Origin of the sequence: Aquirufa salirivi (assembly GCF_045310485.1) — a bacterium.
Lineage (GTDB): Bacteria > Bacteroidota > Bacteroidia > Cytophagales > Spirosomataceae > Aquirufa > Aquirufa salirivi.
Map to the genome: position 1 here is coordinate 320,759 of NZ_JBEWZH010000001.1, position 24,281 is coordinate 345,039.

Here is a 24,281-nt window from a genome sequence, read left to right on the forward strand (position 1 = left end):
GCTTTTTTTATCCATTTATCATGAAACGATTTTGCTTACTTTCAGGATCTATCCTAGCAACTTTATCCGTAGCCATCGGTGCCTTTGGCGCGCATGCTTGGAAAACATATTTAGTGTCGACACAGCGACTAGATACCTTTGAAACGGCCTCTACCTACCAAATGTATGGAGCTTTAGCATTATTGCTTTTAGGTATTTGGCAAATCAATTCAGGAAATCGCTTTTTGAAAATAGCCTCTTATCTCATGTTGGCAGGGAGTATCATTTTCCCAGGTGCTTTGTATTTGATATGCATCACCCAACAAAACATCTGGGGAGCTGTAGCTCCGATTGGCGGACTTTCCTTGATTTTAGGATTTTCTTGTATGGCCATGGCAGCCTACCAAAAAGCTTAATGACGCATGACCAGCTCTAAACTACTCCAGACAATTTCACCCATCGTTTTACAGTTCAAAAAACGATCATCATTGTAATGTCGAGCTAATTCCAAACGTAATTGCTCCATATTTTCTACGGGTGCGATATCATCCTTGGCCATCACTGTCATCAAATCATATACCCGCTGACTCTCCGATTTCAATCGACTAGCAATCATCGATCTTTCTTCAATTTGGTACTGCCAAACAGATTCGGGCGTCATGAACTTCATGCCCAACTCAACCAAACGATTGTTTTGTTTGAAATATTGCGGCAAATACACCGACCGCTTGCCTTCATAGCATTGCTGGTCAAAGTCGATCGGTCTAATCCGATAATAAATATCATCAAAATCCGGGGTGGTAATAACCACATAATTGGTACTGTGCATATCCCCCAAAAGCTGCACCAAACAGCGCTCATTGAATTTCACAAACTCCTTGGCCAAGCGAATCGGCGACTCCAAATCATTCTCCAAATCTTGCTTTAAAAAAACATCTCCCGGCACACCTGCGATATGTTCTTCTACCAAGGTATTGTCGTAAGTCACATAATTGATTCGATTGGGAGAAAGAATATGCTCTAATTCCAAACCATAAACCCGAGAAGCATCCGCCACTTTGATGTAGAAATAATCAAAAATGTCATTGACCTTATTGACAATCCGAATGCGAAATGGATGCGTATTCCCATAAGTACAATAGTCCACTCGATCGATCACCAAGTGCTTAATAACTCCCTCATTACCGTCGGTCTTTAAATCCGCATAAATATTTTTCAATGACTCATGGACTTCTTCTTGATCGGCTGGAGAATAAAAAACCGTTTCCCATAAGGTATCAAGGCCATTTTTATCATACAAAGTAATCGCATTATCATAACGAATTAAATCCTGATAACTAATATTCATCGCATGCTCACGACCATACTTATGCAAGTAGCGCCTCAGCTGGTTATTAATCCGATACAGGTTTTTCTTCCTAGATATTAATGCCATTATTCTTCTATAAAATCCAATGATTTACCAAATGTCTCTTTCAATTGACTAACAGACCAAATCGATAATCCAAAACATAAAGCACCCACGATGGCCGCCGAATTCACCATACCCACGCTAGGTATCAAAAACTTAAACAATAAACTAATGGGAATTAAAGCTCCGCGTACAAAATTTGGGACAGTGGTGGTCACTGTCATACGCAAATTAGTGCCAAACTGCTCAGATGAGCTAGTCAAAAATACTGCCCAATATCCCCCAAAGAATCCTAATAGTGTGATCATGATGTTTCCATAAACGACAGAAATGTCCGACATCGCATATAGGAAATAAATGGTCAAGACCCAAGCTATAATTAGGTAGCTCATTACGGCCTTATTCCTACTTTTCAATACCTGACTTAAATAGCCACTAGCAAAATCCCCCACAGATAAGCCTAAATAACAATACATGATAGCATCACCTCCTGTTATCACCCCCTTCAAACCCATACTCTGTAATAATTCTGGTGATGAAAAAACCAAAATGCCTATGATGTACCAAATCGGCAAACCCATTAGAATACAATACAGGTATTTCTTGAAAATTTGTCCATGGGAAAACAATTGGAAGAAATTACCTCGCTTAACATCCTTTTCCAATTCCAAAAACATACCAGACTCAAAGGTGCCTAATCGCAACAGCAATAAAGCTAATCCCATACCACCTCCAATGTAATAACATGTTCTCCACCATTCAGGATCCGAACTAAAATTAGAAACAATCGGAGCAAAAATAGCCCCTGAGGCACCAACCCCTGCAATGATTAAGGTTCCTATACCGCGCTTAGAAGGAGGAAGTGTTTCGTTGACTAAGGTAATTCCAGCTCCTAATTCACCTGCCAAACCTATCCCTGCCAGAAATCTTAACCAGGCATAAGTATCTAGATCATGTACCATTCCATTCAAGGCATTGGCCACAGAATACAATAAAATAGAGCCGAATAAAACCGACTTCCTGCCCTTTTTATCGCCATAAATTCCCCACAAAATACCTCCTAACAACATTCCTCCCATCTGAATATTCATCAGATTCAGTCCTTGATTCAATAAATCAGGGCCCACCAAGCCCAAACTTTTTAAGCTGGGATTACGTACCACTGAAAACAGAATTAAATCATAGACATCTACAAAATATCCTAGGGCTGCAACAGCAATTAACAGTTTAGCTTTAGAACTTAGTTTTTCTTCTATCATAGGTTTAGGTAATTAACGCGAAAGCATATCCGAACGATGCGAATCTAATTTTAGAAATATAAACAATAGTATGGTAAATGACCAAAGAGAAGAGCCTCCATAACTAAAAAATGGTAAAGGGATACCAATGATGGGCATTAAGCCTATGGTCATACCAATATTCACTAAAAAGTGGAAAAAGAGAATTCCTACCACGCCATAACCATAAGCTCTAGCAAATCGGGACCTTTGCTGATCAGCCAAATACATGAGTCGCCATAAAAATGCCATGAACAAAACTATCACTACCAATACACCAAAAAATCCTTGCTCCTCACCGATGGTACAAAATATAAAATCAGAGCTTTGTGCTGGCACAAAATCAAATTTAGTTTGTGTCCCTTGAAGGTAACCCTTACCCCAAAAACCACCCGAACCAATAGCAATTTTGGATTGTGTTAGCTGATAACCCAAACCTCTAGGGTCAAATGAAGGATCAATCAACACTTTAATTCGATTTCTTTGATGCTCTTTTAATACCGTATTTACTGCGAAGTCGACCAAAAAAACCATGAACATGATTCCTACAATGAACATGGCTGCTTTCATGTAGGTTTGTTTCAAGCGTTGTACATAAATTGGAGATAGTCCAATGATGCAACCTGCGATAACGATTAGCGTAACAAGAATGGTCCAGGGGCTCAACAACAAAGCTGACACAAAAATAGTCACAGAAGCAATGAATAAACCCGGGTATTCACCAGGCAATCCTTCTCGATAAAGCAAGATTAAAAATGAGGCAAATACCAATGCGGAACCCGTTTCATTGGAAGCAATAATCAATATCATGGGTAATCCTATGATAGCCGCCGCAAACCATTGATTTTTCCATTTGGTCAAATTCACTTGGGGTTCATTGATGTATTTCGCCAATAACAAGGCCGTGGCTGTCTTGGCAAATTCAGCAGGTTGAATGGTGATAGAACCAAACTTAAACCAAGAATGAGAACCGTTGACGGTCACTCCCAAAAATGGCACTAAGATTAATAATCCAATAAAACTTGCATAAATGATGGGTGCAAAAGCCTCAAAAAAACGAAAATCAATGGCAAAAATACATATGATGAGTATCAGACTTGTACCAATCCAAATCAGTTGTTTTCCAGCATTGGAATCATAAAACTTAGCATCAAAAATCCAGTTGTGTGTTTCTGGATTGTAAACCGCCGAATAAATATTCATCCAGCCCGCTAATACAAATAATGCGTACAAGGATATGGTAATCCAATCAACCTTACTCACTAATTGGTTTTGATTACTCATTTCAAGCTGTCTTTTTTAGTTTTTGAAGGCCTTGGACCTGTCACGGATAACACATTTGGAAGATAACTTTTATTCATAAATTTCTCCTCCACGGCCTTACGATCAACCTTACCTTTCAAATATTTCTCAATGATTAAAGATGCAATAGGCGCTGCAGCAAAACCTCCAAAACCTGCGTTTTCGACAAAAACAGCAATGGCAATTTTAGGATTATCCTTGGGGGCAAAAGCAATAAATACCGAGTGGTCTTCTCCTTTGGCATTTTGTGAGGTCCCTGTTTTACCACACATGACAATATCTGGAATTTTACCATCGCCACCCACCGTTCCATGCAATACCGCATCTTTCATGCCCTCAATGACTACCCCAAAATGCTTTGAATCAATACCCACATAAACGGGTGTTTTATAAAATGGATCCACCACTTTATTATCCCCAATGGCTTTTACTAAATGAGGAGGTTTATACCAGCCCCGATTGGCTATAATAGCCGCAACATTAGCCATTTTTAAAGGATTTACTACCAATTCACCTTCCCCAATACTCAAGGAATAAATATTGGAAAACTTCCAAGTATTTTCTCCTTTATACACCTTATTGTAATATTCAACATTGGGCAATATCCCCTTTTTCTCATTGCCTAAATCCACGCCTAACTTCCTTCCAAATCCAAAATTGGCCACTAACTCTGACCACCGCTGAAGACCTTGAGCCGATCGCTCATAGGTATTCCCTTGTGTATCTTCATACAAGATCTTCCGAAATGCATGGTAAAAATAGGGGTTACAAGACCATTGTATGGCATTGTGTAAATCATTGTGTGAGGTATTGTGCGAGTGACACTTGACTGGAGCGCCTGCATGTGTAAATACGCTACTGGGTGTAATGATGCCTAATTGTAAACCTACCAAGGCTTGAATCAATTTAAAGGTAGAGCCTGGTCGATAATACGCTGAGGGTGGACGATTCAGCAAGGGTTTCATCGGATCCAATGCCAAATCCTGGTAATACGTAGAAAAATTACGGCCTGCTAATAAGCTTGGGTCATAAGAAGGGGCTGAAACCATAGTCAAAATCTCCCCAGTAGCTGGCTCTATGGCCACCACGGAACCTACCTTATGTTGCATTAAACTATCGGCATATTCCTGTAATCGAATATCTACTCCCGTATATAAATTCTTCCCCGCAATGGGCTGAATATCTAGACGTCCTTCTTTGAAATCGCCCTTTTCTACTCCATTACTATTGACCATTCGATATTTGACACCCCTTTGTCCACGCAAATCTTCTTCATAAAAACTTTCTATTCCAGAAACTCCCACATAATCTCCCTGCCGATAATAATCATCTTTTTGATTCTGCAAGGTATTGGGATTGATCTCTGCCACATAACCCAATGCATTGGAAAATGCTTTAGATTGATAGGTTCTAAAGGCCGTTGTGGTAAAAGTAAATCCCGGAAAATCCACCATGGCATCTTGTACACGCGCAAAATCTTCTTTCGACAAATGTTTCAAAAACAAATAAGGCTTCACGCGAGAATAAGCTTTGGCTTGTTTACATGTAGAATCAAAATAAGCCCTCGTTATTCCAAAAAGTTGACAAAACTGCAAGGTATCACGAACGTGTGCCTTACGCGGTGTCATATATAAATCATACACAGGCGTATTATAAACGATGAGTTTATTGTACCTGTCATATACTTCCCCTCGAAAAGGAATTTGTATAATTTTACGAATGGCATTATTGTCGGCCGCCTTTTCGTAACTATCATCGATTACTTGAAGGAAAAACAACTTCCCTATAAACACCAACCCAATGATGATAAAGAACAACAAAAGAATTTGTCTGCGACCCTCGAACACGGAAAATTTGAGTTAATATGGAAAATCTCAGCAATTTACAGAAATATATCGGCTTATAAATCGAGCTAATTCGCAATTATTTTGGCAGACTTCGAATCAATCCTACCATAGAAATGGCAATGGAGCCTAAAGAGAAAACAATGGTTAACCAAGGCTTTTCCATGTGAAAATACCCATCCAAATACCGACCCAACCAAACTCCCAATAAGATGGTTACCAACATTTGAAAAGCTGCTCCAATGTATTTTTGGTAAGAGTTCATCGGTTTGAATTAAATTAATCGTAAAGCCACGCTAAATTTATCCCTTTTTCGTTGAGATAAATTGTAAATTTGAACAATTTTGGTTTTCTGCATGATTAGAAGATATTGGCTTCTCGGATTATTGGCACTTGTAAGTGCCTGTTCTCAACAGAGCACAAAGCCTGCTGCCGTGGCATTTCATAATCTAAATGCCAAGTACAATGCCATTTGGCAAGCTGATCGCTTAAAAAAGACGATCCAAAAGAAGTTTTGGGAAGAACATAAGGAGGATTACAAATCCCTACTTCCCATCATTCCAGCCATTGATTCTGCCTTTGGTCAACAGCATGCTGCTGATATTGACTTAGTCATTAAGAAAGCCTCCTTGGTGATTGACCGCCACCAAAATTCCCATTTTGTGGATGATGCCTATGCCTTGATTGGTTGGGGTCGCTACATCAAAAAAGACTTTAAAAATGCCCTAGAGACTTTCAAATTTGTCAATTCCATTGATAATGACCCTCGTTCTCAAAGTACTTCGTTGATCCATTTATACCAAATTTACATTCATCAGCATGATTTCACTTCGGCAGAAAAAGTAGGTGAATTCATCCAAAGTCTAGACCTCAATCAGACACAAAAAAACAATTATCTCTTATCCAGAGCATATTTCCACCAAAGTAAAAACGAAATAATCCCGACCATTGCACTCTTGGAGGAAATCCTACCTTCGCTTTCATCAGGAGAAGAAAAAGCGCGACTTCGCTATATTTTGGGTCAATTATTTGAGTCGCAAGGAAAAAATAAATTAGCTCTGGAAAATTATGCTGCTGTAAAAAAATCCAAGGCTAGCTATGATTTACAATTCCATGCGACTTTGGCAGTACATCAATTAAACAATGCACCCGAAGAATTAGAAAAAATGATTCGTGAACCTAAAAACGAGGATCAGGTCCCTGCCTTATACGCAGCTTTAGGAGAAATCTATTTTAGAAATAAGGAATTTGATAAAGCCAAAGACTATTGGACCAAAGGTGGTAAAAGCGGTAGCGACCGAGGAGAACTTTATTTACAATTGGGAAATCTTTTTGCCAAACAACTGAAACGTTTTGATGAAGCTGCCAAATACTATGATAGTGCCGCCACTTACCTTAACCCAAATCATCCAGCTTACACCAATACGCAGAAATTAAAAAAGACGTGGTCTAGCTATTTACAATTAAGCAAAGCACTAAGTCAGGAGGACTCTTTACTAAAATTAAGCAATATGTCCTTGATGGAATTAACGGACATGTACCAAAAGACACAAAAAAAGCAACAAAGAAAAGCGGATTCATTATTGAGCAAATCGGTGCAAATTCAAAGTAATGTCGTTTTTACGCGCAGACCTCCAAGTCCAGAGCAACAAAGTTTTTACTTTAACAATGACCAAGCTAGAATCCAAGGTCAGCAAGAATTCAGCAATAAATGGGGAGTTAGGACCTTAGAGGATTTTTGGAATCGTAAAAATAAAAATAACAACCTAAGTAACCGGATTGTGGATTTGACACAAAATACGGCCAATGCCCCTTCAGAAAATGCGAAGACAAACAGCCCTAATCCTGTTGAAAACGATTCTTTGAAAATTTGGCTAAACACCATTCCTAAAAGTCCGACTCAGATAGCTCAAGTAAAAAAACGGGAAGAAGATGCCTTATTTGAGTTAGGTAAATTTGTGCGATTGGAATTGGGAGAAAAGGAACAAGCCAGTAGCTTATTGAAAAAATTATTGGCCAATTATCCAGGTACAAGCCATGAAGCGGAAGCGCTCTACTTGTTATATTTAAGTAGCGACAAAGATTCCCCAGATCAAAAAAACTACCGTATTCAATTATTTGATCGCTTCCCAACGGCCTATTTCAAACAATTAATTTTAAAAATTGAACATGGCAGTTTGACAGAAAGCAATGAATTGGCAGCACAAAAAGCCTACGAATTGGCCTATGAGCAATTTAAAGCTCATCATTATACCGAGGCCTCGCGTCAATGTCAACAAATCTTACAACAGTTTCAGGGTAGTAACTTAGAAGATAAAGTCGTATTTTTAAAAGCGCTTTGTTATGGTGGATTAAAGGAATTCACCAGCTACCAAGATAATTTGAGAAACTTCATACAGGCTTTCCCAAAAAGTCCATTAACAACGGAGGCTGAAGCTTTATTAAAAGCCTACACCAAAAATAAAAACTAACATGTTCGAATTTGAAGAGGGAAAATATCTAAAACTGATTCGATTTACCTATAAATTTCTATTGGGTTCCACGCTGTTTGTTGTTCTGTTTATTACAGCTGTCAACTTTAATTTCCTTTGGCTCTTTGGTGGAATGCCTAGTCTCTATGAATTAGAAAATCCCAAAAGTCAGGAAGCTTCTCTTTTGATTTCAGAAGATGGACAGGAAATAGGTAAATACTTTAGAGAAAATAGAAATCCTGTGGAATTCGAAGATCTCTCTCCTACCATTATCAATACCTTGATGGCCACGGAAGATGCTCGATTTACCACGCACTCTGGCATTGATATGCGTTCCATGATGAGGGTTGTGTTAAGTTTTGGAACATCGGGTGGAGGAAGTACCATTTCGCAGCAGCTGGCCAAAAATCTATTTCATACCCGTTCGGTGGAGTTTGGAGAAGATGATCCTCTTTACATGGGTTTACTCATGAAAATTGGAGGATTAAAAACAGCCATAGCTAAAGTCAAAGAGTGGATTTTAGCCATCAAATTAGAAAGACGCTACACCAAACAAGAAATCATGGCCATGTACCTCAATGAGGTGAGTTTTGGAAATAATGCCTATGGTATACAAGTGGCTTGTCGGACTTATTTCCAAAAAGATGTTAAAACAGTTTCCTTACCTGAAGCTGCTACCTTGATAGGCTTATTACAAAACCCATCTCTTTATGATCCGCGGATCAGACCGGAAAAAACATTAGAAAGACGCAATGTGGTCCTAGGACAATTAGCCAAATACGATTATTTGCAGGAAGATGACGCTCGTAGCATGATGGAGAGTCCTTTGAACTTGAAGTTTAAAGTAGAAAATCAAAATACAGGCGCCGCTCCTTATTTCAGAGAAAGTATCCGAAAACAGATTTTATCAGTCATCAAAGAAATCAATGCCGACCGTCCGGAAGACCAACAAATCAACCTGTATACTTCAGGATTACGCATTTATACCAGTATTGATTCCCGCATGCAAAAATATGCAGATGAATCCATTCGAGAGCATATGAAGGCGGAGCAAAGCTTGTTCTATTCACATTGGAAAGGAAGAAACCCTTGGGTGAATGAAGAAATGAAGGAAATTAAAGGCTTCCTGAGAGATGCCATGAAACGTACTGACCGTTACCGTGAGTTAATGGCAGCATACAACAATGATGAATTCAAAGTTTGGGAAGAATTGAATAGAAAAGTAAAAATGACCGTATTCTCCTACCAAGGGGATATTGATACGACCATGAGTTCCATGGATTCCTTAAATTACTACAAGCGGATTTTAAATTGTGGCTTTATGGCCATGGACCCAACTAACGGCCACGTGAAGGCTTGGATTGGTGGCATTAATTATAAGTATTTTAAGTTTGATCACATTACCCAAAGCAAAAGACAACCCGGCTCTACTTTCAAACCCTTTGTTTATGGAGCTGCCATAGAAAATGAGATTGCTACCCCATGCGATGAATTAATTGATGAACCGGTAACTTTTGGAGAAGAAGACGGACTTACTAATGGGACATGGACGCCACAAAACTCCGATGGAAAATACAGCTATGAAAAGCTCAAATTAAGAAGAGCCATGGCCTTGTCCATCAATACCATTTCTGCCAAATTAATGAAAGAAATGGGTCCACAGAAAATTGCTGAATTTGCCCATAAAGCTGGGATTTCAAGCGCCCTGTATGAAGGCCCATCCCTTTGCTTAGGAGCCTCAGAAGTATCTGTATTTGAGCAAGTGTCTGCCTACAGCACTTTTGCTAACGCAGGCGAGCGAATTGAACCCATTTTGATCTTGAAAATAACAGATAAGGTAGGAAATGTCCTGCGTGAATTCTCTCCAACGGCCAAAGCAGCTATTAAACCCGAAACCGCCTACCTCATGACCTACATGTTACAAGGTGCTGTGCAGGAACCAGGTGGAACAGCAGAAGGATTAAAAAGAACTTCCATTGTAGCGGGTAATGAAATAGGGGCAAAAACAGGTACAACTTCCAACTACTCCGATGGCTGGTTCATGGGAGTAACGCAGAAATTAGTGGCGGGTGTATGGGTTGGTGGTGATGACCGAAGCATCCACTTTAGATCATTAGCCCTTGGTCAGGGAGCCAAAATGGCCATGCCAGCCTATGCCAAATTCATGGAAAAAGTATATTCCGATCAATCATTAGCCATTGAAGGGTATCGAAAAATGCCTTTCATAAAGCCTGAAAAAATCGTATTCGATTTCACCTGTAGTGGAAAAGTGGACATCGATTCTACGGCTGTTCAAAATACCAATGTTCAATAACATGCGATTAATTGCCGCCTTAATTCTTTTTTCAACCGTATTTACGGCATGTCAACAAAGTGCTGAAGAAAAAAGTGAAGCTCTAGCCAAAGAGACCTGTTCGTCTTGCCATAAATTCCCTGACCCTTCTTTACTCGATAAAAAGACCTGGAAAGATGGTGTGTTACCCGAAATGGGCTACCGTCTTGGAATTGGTGATCGTTTTCAACTAATGACACGTATCTCCGAGGAGCAATACCAAAGCGCATTGGCCATGGACATATACCCACTAGACCCTAAAATCAGCGAAGAAGATTGGCAATCCATTGTGGATTATTATGTCAAAAATGCTCCTGAAAAACCGCTTCCTCAAAAGCAAAGAAGTCCAATTAGTACTTCCACCTTGCATTTTAAAGAGGAATCATTTATTTCTAAGACTGACCAACTAGGCGTGGTTATTTCTCTTCGAATTCATCCCAATAAACCAGAAGTTTGGGCTGGAACGCGTAACCGCACACTATGGGTCTTGGATGCCAATAAACAAGTAAAAAAGACCATTGAAACCAAAAGTCCAGTGGCTCTAACTCAAATTTTAGCCAACAAACCTTACTTATTGGCCATTGGTAAAATGTATCCCAATGATGAGAAAATTGGAACCATGTATGGAATCAATCCACAAGGTAAAATGGAAGCGGAGGTCGATTCGCTCAAAAGACCTGTGGATATTCAAATCAGTGATTTTAATAGCGATGGTGTACAAGATTTTGTCATCTGTGAATATGGTTTTGAACGAGGTCAATTAACCTGGATTGATGGTAAAAATAAAAATCGACATGTATTAAAAGCCCAAGCAGGAGCTCGTAATGTCGTGATTAAAGATTACACCGGTGACGGAAATCCTGATTTATTGGTATTAATGGCTCAATCGCGAGAGGGAGTGTCCTTATTCATCAATAAAGGCCAAGGTATTTTTGTGGAAAAACCTTTATTACAATTTGACTCAGTATTTGGCAGTAGCTATATGGAAGTGGCTGATATGAATAAAGATGGGCATGATGATATCATTGTTTCCAATGGGGATAATGCCGATTACTCCAGATCTAAAAAAGCCTTTCATGGAGTACATGTATACCTAAACGACGGAAGAAATAATTTTAAAGAAGGCTACTTTTACCCTTCCTATGGTGCATCCAAAACGGTAGCTAGGGACTTTGACCAAGATGGTGATTTAGATTTAGCTATGATTGCTTTTTTTGCTGAAAACGACAAAGGACGAAATGAGAATTTTCTCTATTTTCAGAACCAAGGAAATATGACCTTTCAAGTTAGTAATTTAAATATTGGAGCAGGAGGGCATTACATCTGCATGGATGCAGGTGATGTGGATAAAGACGGAGATATCGATATCATCTTAGGGAATTATCAATTCGGTGCAGTGAAACCAGGAACCAAATTGACTCCTGGACTTCAACTGACCTATTTCAAGAATTTAATTCGCTAAACTAGCCCCTTTAGGTACAAAACCCTGAGCAGAAGCACTTTGACTCAGGTAAGATGAGCCATAATTCCAGTTTACTTTTTGCTTCTTACCCATGAACTGGTAAGTAAAATCTTTACCTGCCTTGGCTAAAGGAACAAAGCTTTTAACAGGTTTAAATACATGCATAGCCCCTCTATTTTGGAGCGCAATAAATCCTAATTGATCCTTACCTAACTGAATACTTACTAAAGATTTAGCATCACTTGGTACGAATAAACCTGAATTAGACTGGTATCTAAATTTCCCTTTCCCATCTCCCAATAACACTCCTCCATTGGAAGCATCATATCTTCCCGTAGAAACTTCATTCCCATAATTATTTCCTACAAACAAGACATCTAAATAACCATCTTGGTTAATATCAATCACTTGCATACCATTCAAAGCCGAAACCTGTGCCATAACGGGCAATTCATGCATTACAAACTTTCCTTTTCCAGCATTTTCAATATAGACGGAGGCATTTTCTGTTATAGAAACTTTAGACGATTTCTTCTTTTCGGCATCCGTAAAGAGGTTTTCTTGTTTGGCCTTAGCAAAGTCTTTATAATACACATAGCGAGCACGAGTGGCATTCAATTGCTTATGTGTATCATCTTTACCAAACAAAGGATAAGACTCGAATAAACCTTTAGGACCTTGGAAATAGACAAAAGGGAATATATCGTATAAGCCATTTCCATCTAAGTCACCATGGACAATTTCTACTGGTTGTTTATTAGAAGCCCTTAAAATAGTGTTTTTACCCATATTCCCCGCTATAAAATCCATATCGCCATCTTGGTCAAAATCAGCACTTGTAATGGATGCCCACAAGCCCGTATATTTTTCTAATCCCGTTTCATTCAGTTTTTTCAATTTAGCTTTCTGGTTTTCAAATATCTGAATCGGTGCATACTCTCCCGCTAATACCAAATCTACCCAACCATCTTGATTGACATCGGTCCAAATAGCATCACAAATCAAAGATTCCTGCAATAATTCGGGAGCCCATTGAGCCGTTTGATCGGTAAATTTAATTTGGCCAGACTTCGAATCATTCCGTAATAATCGCGAAACGGTTCCTTTAGGATACTCGAATGGCACATTTCTTCCACTGACAAATAAATCCAAGTCGCCATCACGATCAAAATCGATGGACCTAACCGCTGAATTACTCTCTAAAAAAACAGGCAATGCTGCTACATCTAACGTGAAGTTCCCCTTGCCATCATTCTTGTACAATACATCTTGAAAACTTGGTGAGTTGGCCTTATCCTCTGTTCCTCCTCGAGTGATATATAAATCTAAATCCCCATCTCGGTCAAAATCAACTAATAAAGAGCCTAAATCTTCCCCCATCTTTTTGGGCTGATCAACAATTCCGTCCAATGGTTTCGATACAAATTTGCCATTAGCTTGCTGTATATAAAACAGTCCTGAATAAAACTTAGCCCCACCTACAAAAAAGTCTTCTAAGCCATCCCCATTGATATCTCCTACCGAACAACCCGGACCTAATTGAGATAATTTAAAAGGTGTTAAAGTTTGAAAATTAAAATCAACAAAATCGTATTCTTTATGTACATCTGTCACTTGTAGGCTTTTACTTATATCTTCCAAAAGAGGCTTTTCATAATCAAACATACTTTGAATAGGCATTTTGGCTTCCCCTATTTTCACGGTCATCACCTTATTTTTACCCGGGTTTTTAATCACCTGCATGGAATCATTCGGCCAAAAAATACGCATTTCTTTGATGGCTAATTTAGATCCTAAACCAATATGGGCAACTGTTTCTACACTAGACAAATATCCTCGATAGGGTGTATTTTCGTAATAAAAGCGAGATCCATCCGCAAAAACACCTTCAATTTTTGCTCCAATACCTAACACATTTTTTCCTTTTCCCTCAAACTTAACCCGTAAAAACTGTGACTTCTCTTTTTCTTGATCGATGGTATTGTTTTTATAAACAAAGGCTTCATCGTTGATATTGTTGACAACATAATCCAAGTCGCCATCATTATCCAAGTCGCCATATACGGCTCCGTTAGAAAAAGAGGCAATATTGATTCCCCAATTGGCACTTACATCCTCAAATTTCAAGCCTCCCATGTTTTTAAAGGCATAATTATTGATTTTAATAACGGGTAACTTTTCCAACATGATAGCTTCCGAAGTCAAGCGCTTTGATTCAGCTTGATACGACATAAAATCCCTATCTGTTACATCTTTAGGGAAACCATTGGTAATCAATAAATCTCGGTAACCATCATTATCAAAATCGGCTAAAGAAGGGCACCAGCTCCATTCTGTCTCGGCAACACCAGCCATCAAACCGATCTCTTGGAAGGGATAAGGTTTTCCATTCGCTTGTTTACCAGCATTCAATTGCAAGGAATTGCGCATGTATTGGTAAGTATAACCATAGGTATCACTGTTCAAATAAGTTTGATAATGATTTCCTGGGGCTAACTGCTTTTTACGATCATTACTTTTAGGAAGCATATCTAAGGCAATGATATCAGCCAAACCATCATTATTGATGTCGGCCACGTCATTACCCATAGCACTTAAACTAGTATGCTTAAAATAGGCCTTAGATTGATCCGTAAAAGTCCCATTTTGGTTATTGATATACAGTATATCATCCGATACATAATCATTGGTCACATAAATGTCCGGCCAATTATCTTGATTGATATCGCAAATATTAATCCCTAATCCAAAACCCTCAATGGTAATTCCTGCTTCTTTGGATACATTCGTAAAAACAGGATGTTTCAATGATGCTGACCAATCATTTCGATACAAACGATCCGTGTTAGGATAAGAGCCATCCGTGACTTTAGGACGGAAGAGAGAAGGGAATTCCGTGATTTTATCTGTTAACACATATAAGTCTAAATCTCCATCTTTGTCATAATCAAAAAATGCGGCGTGTTGGCTATGACCAGAATCATTGATACCATATTCCATGGCCATTTCCTTAAAGGTTGGAATACCTTCTTTGATACCTTGGTTAACAAACAATAGATTCTCTCGATCTTTGTCGCCATTTTTCAAGGTTACTGACACATACACATCCAGCAATCCATCTCCATTGATATCCACCACACTAACTCCAGCACACCAACGGTTCTTGGTATCAATTCCCGCTTTTTTAGAAACATCCTCAAACTTCATTTCCCCTTTATTGAGATACAAAGCTCCATTGGCTTGATTGCCTGAAAAGAACAAATCCAATAAACCATCATTATTAAAATCACCCATTCCAACCCCACTACCATTATACAAGTATTCATACTTCAAAATGCTCAAGGTGTCGTTTTCAACAATTTGATTTGAAAAATGAATGCCAGTTTGATCACTAGGCAGTAGTTCGAAAGTGGTCTTACTTTTACAAGAAATAATTCCAAAAAAAAGTAGACTAAAATAAAGTAGTTGTCGAGAATTCATCATTTTATAATTACTAGGCTAAAATTAAAAAAGGTGGGAACAAGTTCCCACCTTTTCAAGAATAAAATACAATCAATTAATAACTAGGGTTCTGCTTCAAGATAGAAGATCCTTGGATATCAATTTGAGCTTGTGGGATAGGAAGATATTCCTTGCCAGTATTGAATTTTGCACCACCAAACATTGTAACTAAAATACCACCTTCGTAAGCTAGGTATGCATTTAACACTTTGCTGGCATCACCCCAACGAACTAAGTCGAAGAAACGGTGACCTTCTGTTGCTAACTCCAACATACGCTCCATTTTAAGCGCTTTCATAGCTTCATCTGCGTTAGCAAATGCTGCATAAGGAGCGATTGAATAATTTGCCTCTAACTCACCAGACTTAGCATTTCTAACAAAGCTAGCTGGGTTAGCTGCACGGTTACGAACTTGGTTGATATAACCTAAAGCAGTAGCTAAACTTCCACCACCTTTGATTTCAGCTTCTGCAGCCATTAACAATACATCAGAAAAACGAATGATGTTATAGTTAAGTGTTGCATAACCACGTGTCCAACCAGAACCATCAGTCAATGTGTTCTCCTGAGTTTTATAATACACATATTTCTTAGGAGAATAAGGACCTGCATAAGTTTGGTCACGAATCCAGTTTTTACCTGGGTGCTCGATCCAGTCTAAGTACTGAATACCACGACGACCGATCGTATGGTCAATACGTGGATCCAAAGGACCTTTATCTTCTGTAAATGATTCACTAGAAGCTAACTTATAGTCATGTTTTACTGCATTTTCTGGAGCATTATAAACTGGAGCACCATTCGACTCAGTCAATAATGGTAAACCATCTTTCGTACGGTAAGCATTCGCTAAAGAGAATGAAGGTTGGAAGAATCCACAGCAGTTACCTGGACCATCAGTACCTGTGTTATACGGGTAGTTCAATACGTCGAAAGCATTCGAGTTAGTAACACTACCCGAATTCATAGATGACTGAATGGCAAATATGGCCTCTTCATTGTTATCGTTCGCTGCATTGAATACATCTTGGAATCTTGGAACCAAGCCGTATTTCTTACCATTGGTTGTTTTGCCACTAGCAATTACAGTAGTGAATAGAGCTTTAGCCTCTGCAAATTTTCCTTGGTACAACAAAGACTTAGCTAGGTAAGCACCTGCTGCCCATTTGTTAGCACGACCTGCTGAAGACTGAGTCTCAGGCAAATTATCGTATGCAAATTTAAAATCTGTATCGATTTTACCCCAAACATCTGGAGTATTACCTACCTTCTCGATTCCTTTACCATAATCCATTGTCTCGTCAACGTATGGAACTGAATTGAATAAACGCTTCAATTCAAAGTAAAAGTGAGCACGTAAGAAACGAGCTTCCGCAATGATACGAGTTTTTTCTGCAGCTGAAAGAGCCTTAGACTCATTTGCTAAATTAATCGTAGCATTAGCACGCGCAATACCTTCGTATTTTGCTTGCCAAGTACCATTTACCTCTCCTTGTACTGGTGAGGTTTCATAGCGCTGCATTGGGTTAATCGCAGAAAAGTCTCCAGCATCTGTTCCTTTGTTGTTCTCTCCACCAAGGATTGAACCCCAAAGCCAGTTGTTAGAAGCGGCTACCTGAGTAAAGTTTTTTGCTGCTAAAGCAGAATAAGCTCCAATCAAAGTACCCTCAACACCAGCCTTAGAAGTCAATTGCGCCTGAGCTAATGAGCCAGTAGGCAAAACCTCTAAAAACTGATCCTTACAAGCGAATGTCAAGGTAAATGCCGATGCACTTACTAAGGCTAATCGTTTTAAAATATGATATTTTTTCATTTTATTTTAATTTAAATTGGCTTTCGCGGATTAAAATGACAAGTTGATAGCAGCGTTGAATGAACGAGTAACAGGGTAGTTACCTACGTCAATACCAAAACTAGTATCGGCTGCACCACCAACACCTGGATCTAAACCTTTGTACTTAGTAAAGGTTAACAAGTTGTTAGCAGAAAGAGTCAACTTCGCACGTTTGATACCAAGCTTAGAAGAGAATTTCGAAGGAATGTTATATCCGAAAGAGATATTCTGGAAACGGATGTAATCTCCGTCCTCTACATACCATGAGTTCTCTGCACCGTTGGTTGAGATATTAGATGCTGATTCCCAAATTGGAGCTAAAGCACTGTTTCCTAAAGCTGGAGTCCAAGATTGCTTAGCACGCTCTCCTTTACCAGAACCTTCGAATGAACCGTGGAAATCAGTAAACCACTTAGACTGGTTCCAGATTTTGTTACCAGCAGAAGCATATACATACATGTTCAATTCAAACGCTCTGTAAGTTAAACCTACGTTGATACCTCCTGTATAAGTTGGTACTGGAGAACCTAAATAAGTACGGTCATCTGGAGTGATTTTACCATCTCCATTCATATCAGCATAACGGAAACGACCTACACCTGCACCTGATTGAGACGGTGCACTAGTCACCTCAGCAGCTGTATTGAAGTATCCAAGTACTTTGTAACCATAGAAAGAAGACAATGAACGTCCAATTTCCATACGAACTGGAGTAATACCACGGAAACCACCACCTGTTAAGTTAGTAATACCTGGAGCAAATGCGATGATTTCGTTTTTCAAGAATGAATTATTGAAAGTCAATTCGTATTTCAACTCGTTAGTAATGTTACCACGGTTAATCACTTGGAAGTCGATACCCTCGTTACGCATTTTTGCTACGTTAACGGATGGTGCTGATGCGTTAGGACCAACAACCGCAGGAAGAGGTACGTTGAATAACAAATCACGTGTATCTTTTCTCCATAAATCAAATACCAATTCCCACTTACCATTTAAGAAAGTCGCATCAATACCGATGTTAGTTGTTTCTGAAGTTTCCCATTTAGCAGCTGGGTTACCAATACGTGAACGGATATAACCTTCGTTAGCTCCTGAGCTCTGACCATCTATTGGATAGAAAGAAATATCACGTCTTGCAGCGTACAATGAATACTGGTTAGCTGGGTCTACGTTGTTTGAGTTACCCATTTCTCCCCAACCTCCACGAATTTTCAAATCCGTAATACCTGGAAGATCTTTCATGAACTCCTCCGATGTTACACGCCAAGCTGCAGAGAATGCAGGGAAAATACCATAACGGTTTTGAGAACCGAAACGAGATGAACCGTCACGACGAACCACAGCTGTTAAATAATACTTCTCATTGAAGTTATAATCAGCTTTACCGAATAATGAGTAGAAATTAACTCCACTGAATAAGTTAGAGTTAACTACTGGCGACTGAACAGCATTCAATGTAACGAAGTCTAAGTCCATCGAGAATGGGTTGATACCCGATCCTGAGATACCGCGACCACGGCCTGTGTTCAATGACTCAATACCAGCTAAAGCTTTAATACCATGTTTTCTCCACTGGTATTTGTAAGCAGCCGTATTTGAGAATACCCATGCAAAAGAATAACCTGAACCTTCAGAGAAACTATCAGAAGCCTCTGGCTCTGAATCTCCTAAGTACTTGTAGTTGTAGTTAACAAAGTATGAGTTATTATACTGACCTCCGATACTAGATTTGATAATTAAATCTTTAACGGGCTCAAATTCAACATAAATATTACCTACAGCGTTAGCATTGTAGTTCTGGTCATTGATTTGGTTTGTCATTAATGAACGAACCGGGTTACGAGGGTTGTTGAAACCTGCAGCTCTTGTCGATGCAAAACTTCCAAAATCATCATAAACAGGAATAACGGTTGGCATACGATAGGCTGATAAGATCACTGACTCATCACCAGCAATACCTAATCCACCATTACCACCTGCTTGACCTCTTACTGAACGGTAAGTGAACTGTAAGTTCTCTCCAATTCTTACGTGCTTTCCTAAATCAAACTCAGAGTTAAAACGAGCTGAATAACGACGGAAATCATTTTCTAATAAGATCCCTTGTTGCTCTTGAGCAGATAAGCCAATGTAGAAACGACCGTTGTCTGTTCCGCCAGAGAATCCTAACGAATGACGTTGTGTATTACCAAAACGAGTAATCTCGTCATACCAGTTAGTACCAGCTAAGTTTGGACGAATAGCGAAAGTAGTTCCTGGACTTGCAGCATAAGCAGCTTGTGCAGCAGCCATGTCAACAGCTCCTCTTACACCGTTTGCTCCATTAAAGTGCAAATAAGTTGGTAAAGATGCCTGTGCTGATGTACCATATTGTGGGTGAGAATAAGACGCTGCCGTTCCGTTCGCTGCCGCATTATTACGGTATGCTACGTGAGTCCAATCTGCTTGCTCTTGTGGAGTTAACATTTTTGGAGCTCCTCCAACGTTAGGGTCTGTACCTCCGTACAATCCATCATAAGTAATCTGTAAAGGTTTCTTTCCTTTAGTACCACGCTTCGTAGTATAAACGATTACACCGTTAGCAGCACGTGCTCCATAGATAGAAGCTGCAGCTGCATCTTTTAATACGGTAGTACTTTCAATATCATCTGGTGATAAGAAATCAGTAGATCCTACTGGTACTCCATCAACAATGTACAATGGCTCATTACCACCGAATGCACCAAAACCACGTACACGAATAATACTGTTCGTTCCTGGCTGACCGTTCGTGATCAATGTAACACCGGCTACACGACCTTGTAATTGTTGCTCAACGTTTCCTGAAGGGGCAATTTGTAAATCTTTTGCTTTAACAATAGATGCTGCAGCTGTCGACTCTTTTTTGTTAGTTACTGAATAACCTGTTACGATAACCTCGCTCAATTGGCTAACATCTTCTTCCAATGTAACCGAAATAGAGGCTTGTGAACCTACAGTAACATCTTTCGTTTTGTAACCTACAGCAGAAATAGATAATACTGCGTTTCCAGATTTAACTGAAACCGAGAATGCCCCATTAATGTCAGTAGTAGTTCCTGTATTGGTTCCTTTTACCAATATACTCACGCCCGGGATACCTTGTGAATCAGTACCAACCACTTTACCCGAAACCTTGCGGTCTTGAGCAAATGACGCAAAGCTTCCAAGCACCATAATGGCTAGCAATAAGAAGCTTTTGAAAATTTGATAATAATTGTGTTTCATAAGTAATAGTTGATTAATTATTTATTTAAAATTATGCGTTTAGTTAATCGCCATTTTTTAAACCATTAGACCTCCTTTCATTTTTTTATCATTTACCATGTTAGAACTAGAACAGATTCTTTAAAAAATACCAGAAATATGCCTGTCACTAGTTGACATTTGACATTACTTAAGATATAATTCTTCTAAGAACTTAACTATCCTACACTATCCTACTAGGTAGGACACTTCCAAATATGTATAATTCAATACTTATCTGCAAATAATAAATGCAAATTTTTAGCGGTAAAATATCATTTGCCACCATACGCTTCAAAATAGCTATATATTATATTATGTTGATACAATAGGACTGTGTTAAGAATACATTATTTTATGATTATGAGTTAACGTAGTACCCACCTTAACTTTTGTAGCAAAAAAATAAACTAAAAAAGCAAATAAAAGTTTACATCAAAATAAAGATTCTTTGAAAAATCCTAAAAACGATATTCGAAATGAATTTATTAAATTTGAGATATGAATAGCTTCGACCCTAAAAGCATACTTCCTTCTCTACCAGAGGAACCTGGTGTATATCGATATTTTGATGTGAATGATACCATCATCTATATAGGGAAAGCCAAAAACCTAAAAAATAGAATAAGTAGCTATTTCGTCAATCCAAAAAACCACGATACTAAAACAAGGAGGCTCGTCCAGCAAATCAACAAATTAGAATTCACCATTGTGCATTCTGAATTTGATGCTCTTTTATTGGAAAATACCCTCATCAAGCAATTTCAGCCCAAATACAACATTCTCTTACGAGATGATAAAACCTATCCTTTCATCTGCTTGAGCCATGAACGCTTCCCTCGCCTATTGACAGCCAGAAGAATCGACCACAAGATGGGAACCTATTATGGGCCTTTTGCTAATCCTAAATCCATGAATGCCCTACTGGAAATGTTGCACCAGCTATTTCCAATCAGAACCTGTTCTTTGGTATTAAAACAAAGTTCCATCAATGACGAAAAGTTTAAAGTCTGTTTGGAATACCATATTGGCAATTGCAAAGGACCCTGTGAAAATTTGCAAAGCGAAGAAGACTATTTGCAGTACATCGAACAAATAACTCAAATACTCAAAGGGCACTACCAAAAACCCAAACAGTTTTTTGTGGAGAAAATGCAAGCCGCAGCAGAAAAGCTTGCTTTCGAACAAGCCCAAGAATGGAAAGAAAAGTGGCAACTCTTAGAAAACTTTCAAGCGAAGTCCACTGTCGTGAATCCTGCCATTCATGATGTCGATGTTTTTTCCATCGTTTCAGATGAGCAGCTTTCCTACATCAATTTCATGAAGGTAATCAATGGTACGATTACTCAATCCCAAACTTGGGAAGTAAAGAAAAAATTAAATGAAGAGGAAGCCGATGTATTAACGATGCTCATCTGGGAAAAAAGAGATGAATTTCACAGCAGTGCCAAAGAAATCATTTCCAACATTCCCATGGCCATTGAATTTCAAGGTGTCAAAAACAATATTCCTCAAATGGGGGATAAAAGAAAGCTGCTAGACATGTCTTTAAAAAATGTCTTGTATTTCAGAAAAGAAAAAGCTGATCGGAAAGCTGCTGAAGAAAGTGGAGGAGACCGAAAAATGCGCATTCTCTTAACCCTTAAGAACGATTTGCACCTAAGTAAACTACCTCAGAGAATTGAATGCTTTGATAACTCCAATTTACAAGGTACAAATCCTGTTTCAGCTATGGTCTGCTTTTTGCAAGGGGTCCCTGCCAAGAAAGAGTATCGACTGTTTACGCCAAGAACCGTGGAAGGACCTAATGACTTTGCCACCATGACGGAAGTAGTGGGTAGAAGATATTCTCGCGTATTAGAGGAAGAAGCTGAGCTTCCTGACCTAATTATCATCGACGGAGGAAAGGGTCAATTAAGCGCCGCTTGTGATGCCTTGAAAGCCATTGGAATATATGGACAGATTCCCATCATTGGTATTGCGAAAAGGTTAGAAGAAATCTATTTCCCTGAGGACAGTCTTCCTTTATACATTGATAAAAAATCAGAATCCCTTAAACTCATTCAGCAATTACGTGATGAGGCTCACCGCTTTGGGATTACTGCCCATCGAAATAAACGGAGTAAACATTTTATCGTAAGTCAATTAGAAGAGTTGGATGGGATAGGAAAATTAACGGCACAAAAACTATTGAAGAAATTTGGCACGATCAAACAAATCAATGAAGCACCCATGGAAGAGCTAGAAAAAGTCTTAGGAAAAATGAAGGCCTTAAACCTAAAGAACCAAATCAAAAATTGGGTCGATTAAAACCTAGATTTCTCCGCTCCTAAATCTATGTTTTTGAAATGACGATAAATCTGTAAAATGATCGCCAAGGCTACCGTCATTTCACATACACCAATCACTAAGACAAATACAGAAAAGACCATTCCTTGTAATTGATCATCCTGACGAGAAAAAGCAATTAAATTTAAGTTTGCGGCATTCAGCATTAACTCGATCCCCATCAACACAAAAATCATATTACGTTTCAACAGCATAATGCCTACTCCTATGGAAAACAAGAAGGCACTTACAATCAAAAAATAGCTTAATGGAATATCATTCATGGTGTTTCGCAATATATGTGGCCCCCACTAAGGCGATTAAAAGAAATACCCCCGCTAATTCAAATGCAAAGGAATATTCCGTCAATAAAGCCAAGCCTAGTTGTGTCAATTTAGAAGATCGCTGTATCTCCCCAGAAAGCATGCCAAACGAGGCCATGGATTGATTTAGAATCCAGAGTAAACCTAGGAATATGGAAAGACTAATCGACAAAGCCCAAAAACGACCCGACTGCTTGGTCCACAAATCATTTGAGGCCTCATATTGGTGGGTTCGAGGAGTATGCGTTAACATGATTCCAAATAGAATCAATATCAAGACTCCCCCAACATAAATAAGTAAATGTGCCACGGCCATCACATCAGCATAGGCCATCACGTATAAACCTGCCATGCCCAACATGCACAGAAACATAGCTAAGGCAGCATGTAATAAATTTTTTGTCCAAGCCATAGCCAAGGCGCTTGCGCATGTCAATCCAGCCAATACCAAAAACGAGGCGATCATTGGATTCATGATTCTGTGGTGGGTGGCTTAGGTTTGAAACTTGGTCTAAATACAGGTTTAACAACTGGTTTTTCTTCGTCGATCGACTTTTCCTCCTTCGGAATCTCGGTCTTCGGTTTAAAGCTTGGTTTAAAAGCAGGCTTTGCCACAGGTTTTACTTCTTCGGTAGCTGCCTCCTCCGAAATGACTTCTGCCTTCGGTTTAAAGCTTGGTTTAAAAGCGGGCTTTGCCATAGGTTTTACATCTTCGGTAGCTGCCTCCTCCGTTTGAGCTTCTGCCTTAGGTTTAAAGCTTGGTTTAAAAGCAGGCTTTGCCGCAGGTTTTACTTCTTCTGTCTTTACTTCCTCTGAACTAGTTTCTGCCTTAGGTTTAAAGCTTGGTTTAAAAGCAGGCTTTGCCGCAGGTTTTACTTCTTCTGTCTTTACTTCCTCTGAACTAGTTTCTGCCTTAGGTTTAAAGCTTGGTTTAAAAGCAGGCTTTGCCG

General features: G+C 39.1%; 15 protein-coding genes and 1 pseudogene. 5 read left to right on the plus strand and 11 right to left on the minus strand.

Annotated elements, in window-relative coordinates; genetic code table 11:
• The first annotated feature begins 20 nt into the window (after positions 1–20).
• The gene (locus tag U0R11_RS01275; RefSeq protein WP_406749435.1) at positions 21–395 is read left to right on the plus strand and encodes a DUF423 domain-containing protein; all 375 of its coding nucleotides are present in this window, start codon (positions 21–23) and stop codon (positions 393–395) included.
• On the opposite strand, the gene U0R11_RS01280 is transcribed toward U0R11_RS01275, so the two are convergent.
• From U0R11_RS01280 to U0R11_RS01300, 5 genes are all read right to left on the minus strand, one after another.
• Complete coding sequence (locus tag U0R11_RS01280) at positions 392–1,414, minus strand: hypothetical protein (protein ID WP_406749436.1); 1,023 nt, start codon at positions 1,412–1,414, stop codon at positions 392–394. The genes U0R11_RS01275 and U0R11_RS01280 overlap by 4 nt on opposite strands.
• Positions 1,414–2,649 (minus strand): MFS transporter, encoded by a 1,236-nt coding sequence (locus tag U0R11_RS01285; RefSeq protein WP_406749437.1) that lies wholly within the window; start codon positions 2,647–2,649, stop codon positions 1,414–1,416. Before U0R11_RS01285 ends, U0R11_RS01280 begins: the two co-directional genes overlap by 1 nt.
• 12 nt (positions 2,650–2,661) lie before the next feature.
• Entirely contained in the window at positions 2,662–3,951 is a 1,290-nt protein-coding gene (gene rodA, locus U0R11_RS01290) for a rod shape-determining protein RodA (RefSeq protein WP_406749438.1), read from the minus strand.
• Positions 3,948–5,816, minus strand: coding sequence for a penicillin-binding transpeptidase domain-containing protein (locus U0R11_RS01295; RefSeq protein ID WP_406749439.1), 1,869 nt, complete (start codon positions 5,814–5,816; stop codon positions 3,948–3,950). The genes rodA and U0R11_RS01295 overlap by 4 nt, the downstream gene beginning before the upstream one ends.
• Positions 5,817–5,892: 76 nt before the next feature.
• Positions 5,893–6,078, minus strand: coding sequence for an AtpZ/AtpI family protein (locus U0R11_RS01300; RefSeq protein WP_166230224.1), 186 nt, complete (start codon positions 6,076–6,078; stop codon positions 5,893–5,895).
• A 91-nt stretch (positions 6,079–6,169) separates the two neighbouring features.
• Between U0R11_RS01300 and porW the strand changes: the two genes are divergently transcribed.
• From porW to U0R11_RS01315, 3 genes are read left to right on the plus strand one after another with little or no spacing between them, the layout of a single operon-like run.
• On the plus strand, positions 6,170–8,284 hold the full coding sequence (porW, locus tag U0R11_RS01305; RefSeq protein WP_406749440.1) for a type IX secretion system periplasmic lipoprotein PorW/SprE: 2,115 nt from the start codon (positions 6,170–6,172) through the stop codon (positions 8,282–8,284).
• Position 8,285: 1 nt separating this feature from the next.
• The gene (locus tag U0R11_RS01310; RefSeq protein ID WP_406749441.1) at positions 8,286–10,598 is read left to right on the plus strand and encodes a penicillin-binding protein 1A; all 2,313 of its coding nucleotides are present in this window, start codon (positions 8,286–8,288) and stop codon (positions 10,596–10,598) included.
• Between the two features lies 1 nt (position 10,599).
• Positions 10,600–12,078: an FG-GAP repeat domain-containing protein gene (locus U0R11_RS01315; RefSeq protein WP_406749442.1), complete on the plus strand. Its 1,479-nt coding sequence runs from the start codon at positions 10,600–10,602 to the stop codon at positions 12,076–12,078.
• Here U0R11_RS01315 and U0R11_RS01320 read toward each other — a convergent pair.
• From U0R11_RS01320 to U0R11_RS01330, 3 genes are all read right to left on the minus strand, one after another.
• Positions 12,067–15,561 carry a VCBS repeat-containing protein gene (locus tag U0R11_RS01320; RefSeq protein ID WP_406749443.1) on the minus strand — a complete coding sequence of 1,165 codons (3,495 nt, stop codon included), beginning with the start codon at positions 15,559–15,561 and terminating at the stop codon, positions 12,067–12,069. The two genes, U0R11_RS01315 and U0R11_RS01320, sit on opposite strands and share 12 nt — an antisense overlap.
• 73 nt (positions 15,562–15,634) lie before the next feature.
• Positions 15,635–17,392 (minus strand): RagB/SusD family nutrient uptake outer membrane protein, encoded by a 1,758-nt coding sequence (locus U0R11_RS01325; protein WP_406749444.1) that lies wholly within the window; start codon positions 17,390–17,392, stop codon positions 15,635–15,637.
• A 30-nt stretch (positions 17,393–17,422) separates the two neighbouring features.
• Entirely contained in the window at positions 17,423–20,662 is a 3,240-nt protein-coding gene (locus U0R11_RS01330; RefSeq protein ID WP_406749445.1) for a SusC/RagA family TonB-linked outer membrane protein, read from the minus strand.
• Positions 20,663–21,181: 519 nt separating this feature from the next.
• Between U0R11_RS01330 and uvrC the strand changes: the two genes are divergently transcribed.
• On the plus strand, positions 21,182–22,990 hold the full coding sequence (uvrC, locus tag U0R11_RS01335; protein ID WP_406749446.1) for an excinuclease ABC subunit UvrC: 1,809 nt from the start codon (positions 21,182–21,184) through the stop codon (positions 22,988–22,990).
• Here the strand turns inward: uvrC and nuoK are convergent.
• From nuoK to U0R11_RS01350, 3 genes and pseudogenes are all read right to left on the minus strand, one after another.
• A complete protein-coding gene (nuoK, locus tag U0R11_RS01340) occupies positions 22,987–23,292 on the minus strand; it encodes an NADH-quinone oxidoreductase subunit NuoK (protein ID WP_406749447.1) in 306 nt (101 codons plus the stop codon). The two genes, uvrC and nuoK, sit on opposite strands and share 4 nt — an antisense overlap.
• A complete protein-coding gene (locus U0R11_RS01345; protein WP_406749448.1) occupies positions 23,285–23,806 on the minus strand; it encodes an NADH-quinone oxidoreductase subunit J family protein in 522 nt (173 codons plus the stop codon). Before U0R11_RS01345 ends, nuoK begins: the two co-directional genes overlap by 8 nt.
• Positions 23,803–24,281: pseudogene (locus tag U0R11_RS01350) on the minus strand (hypothetical protein); the annotation flags it as partial. The gene U0R11_RS01345 and the pseudogene U0R11_RS01350, both read right to left, overlap by 4 nt.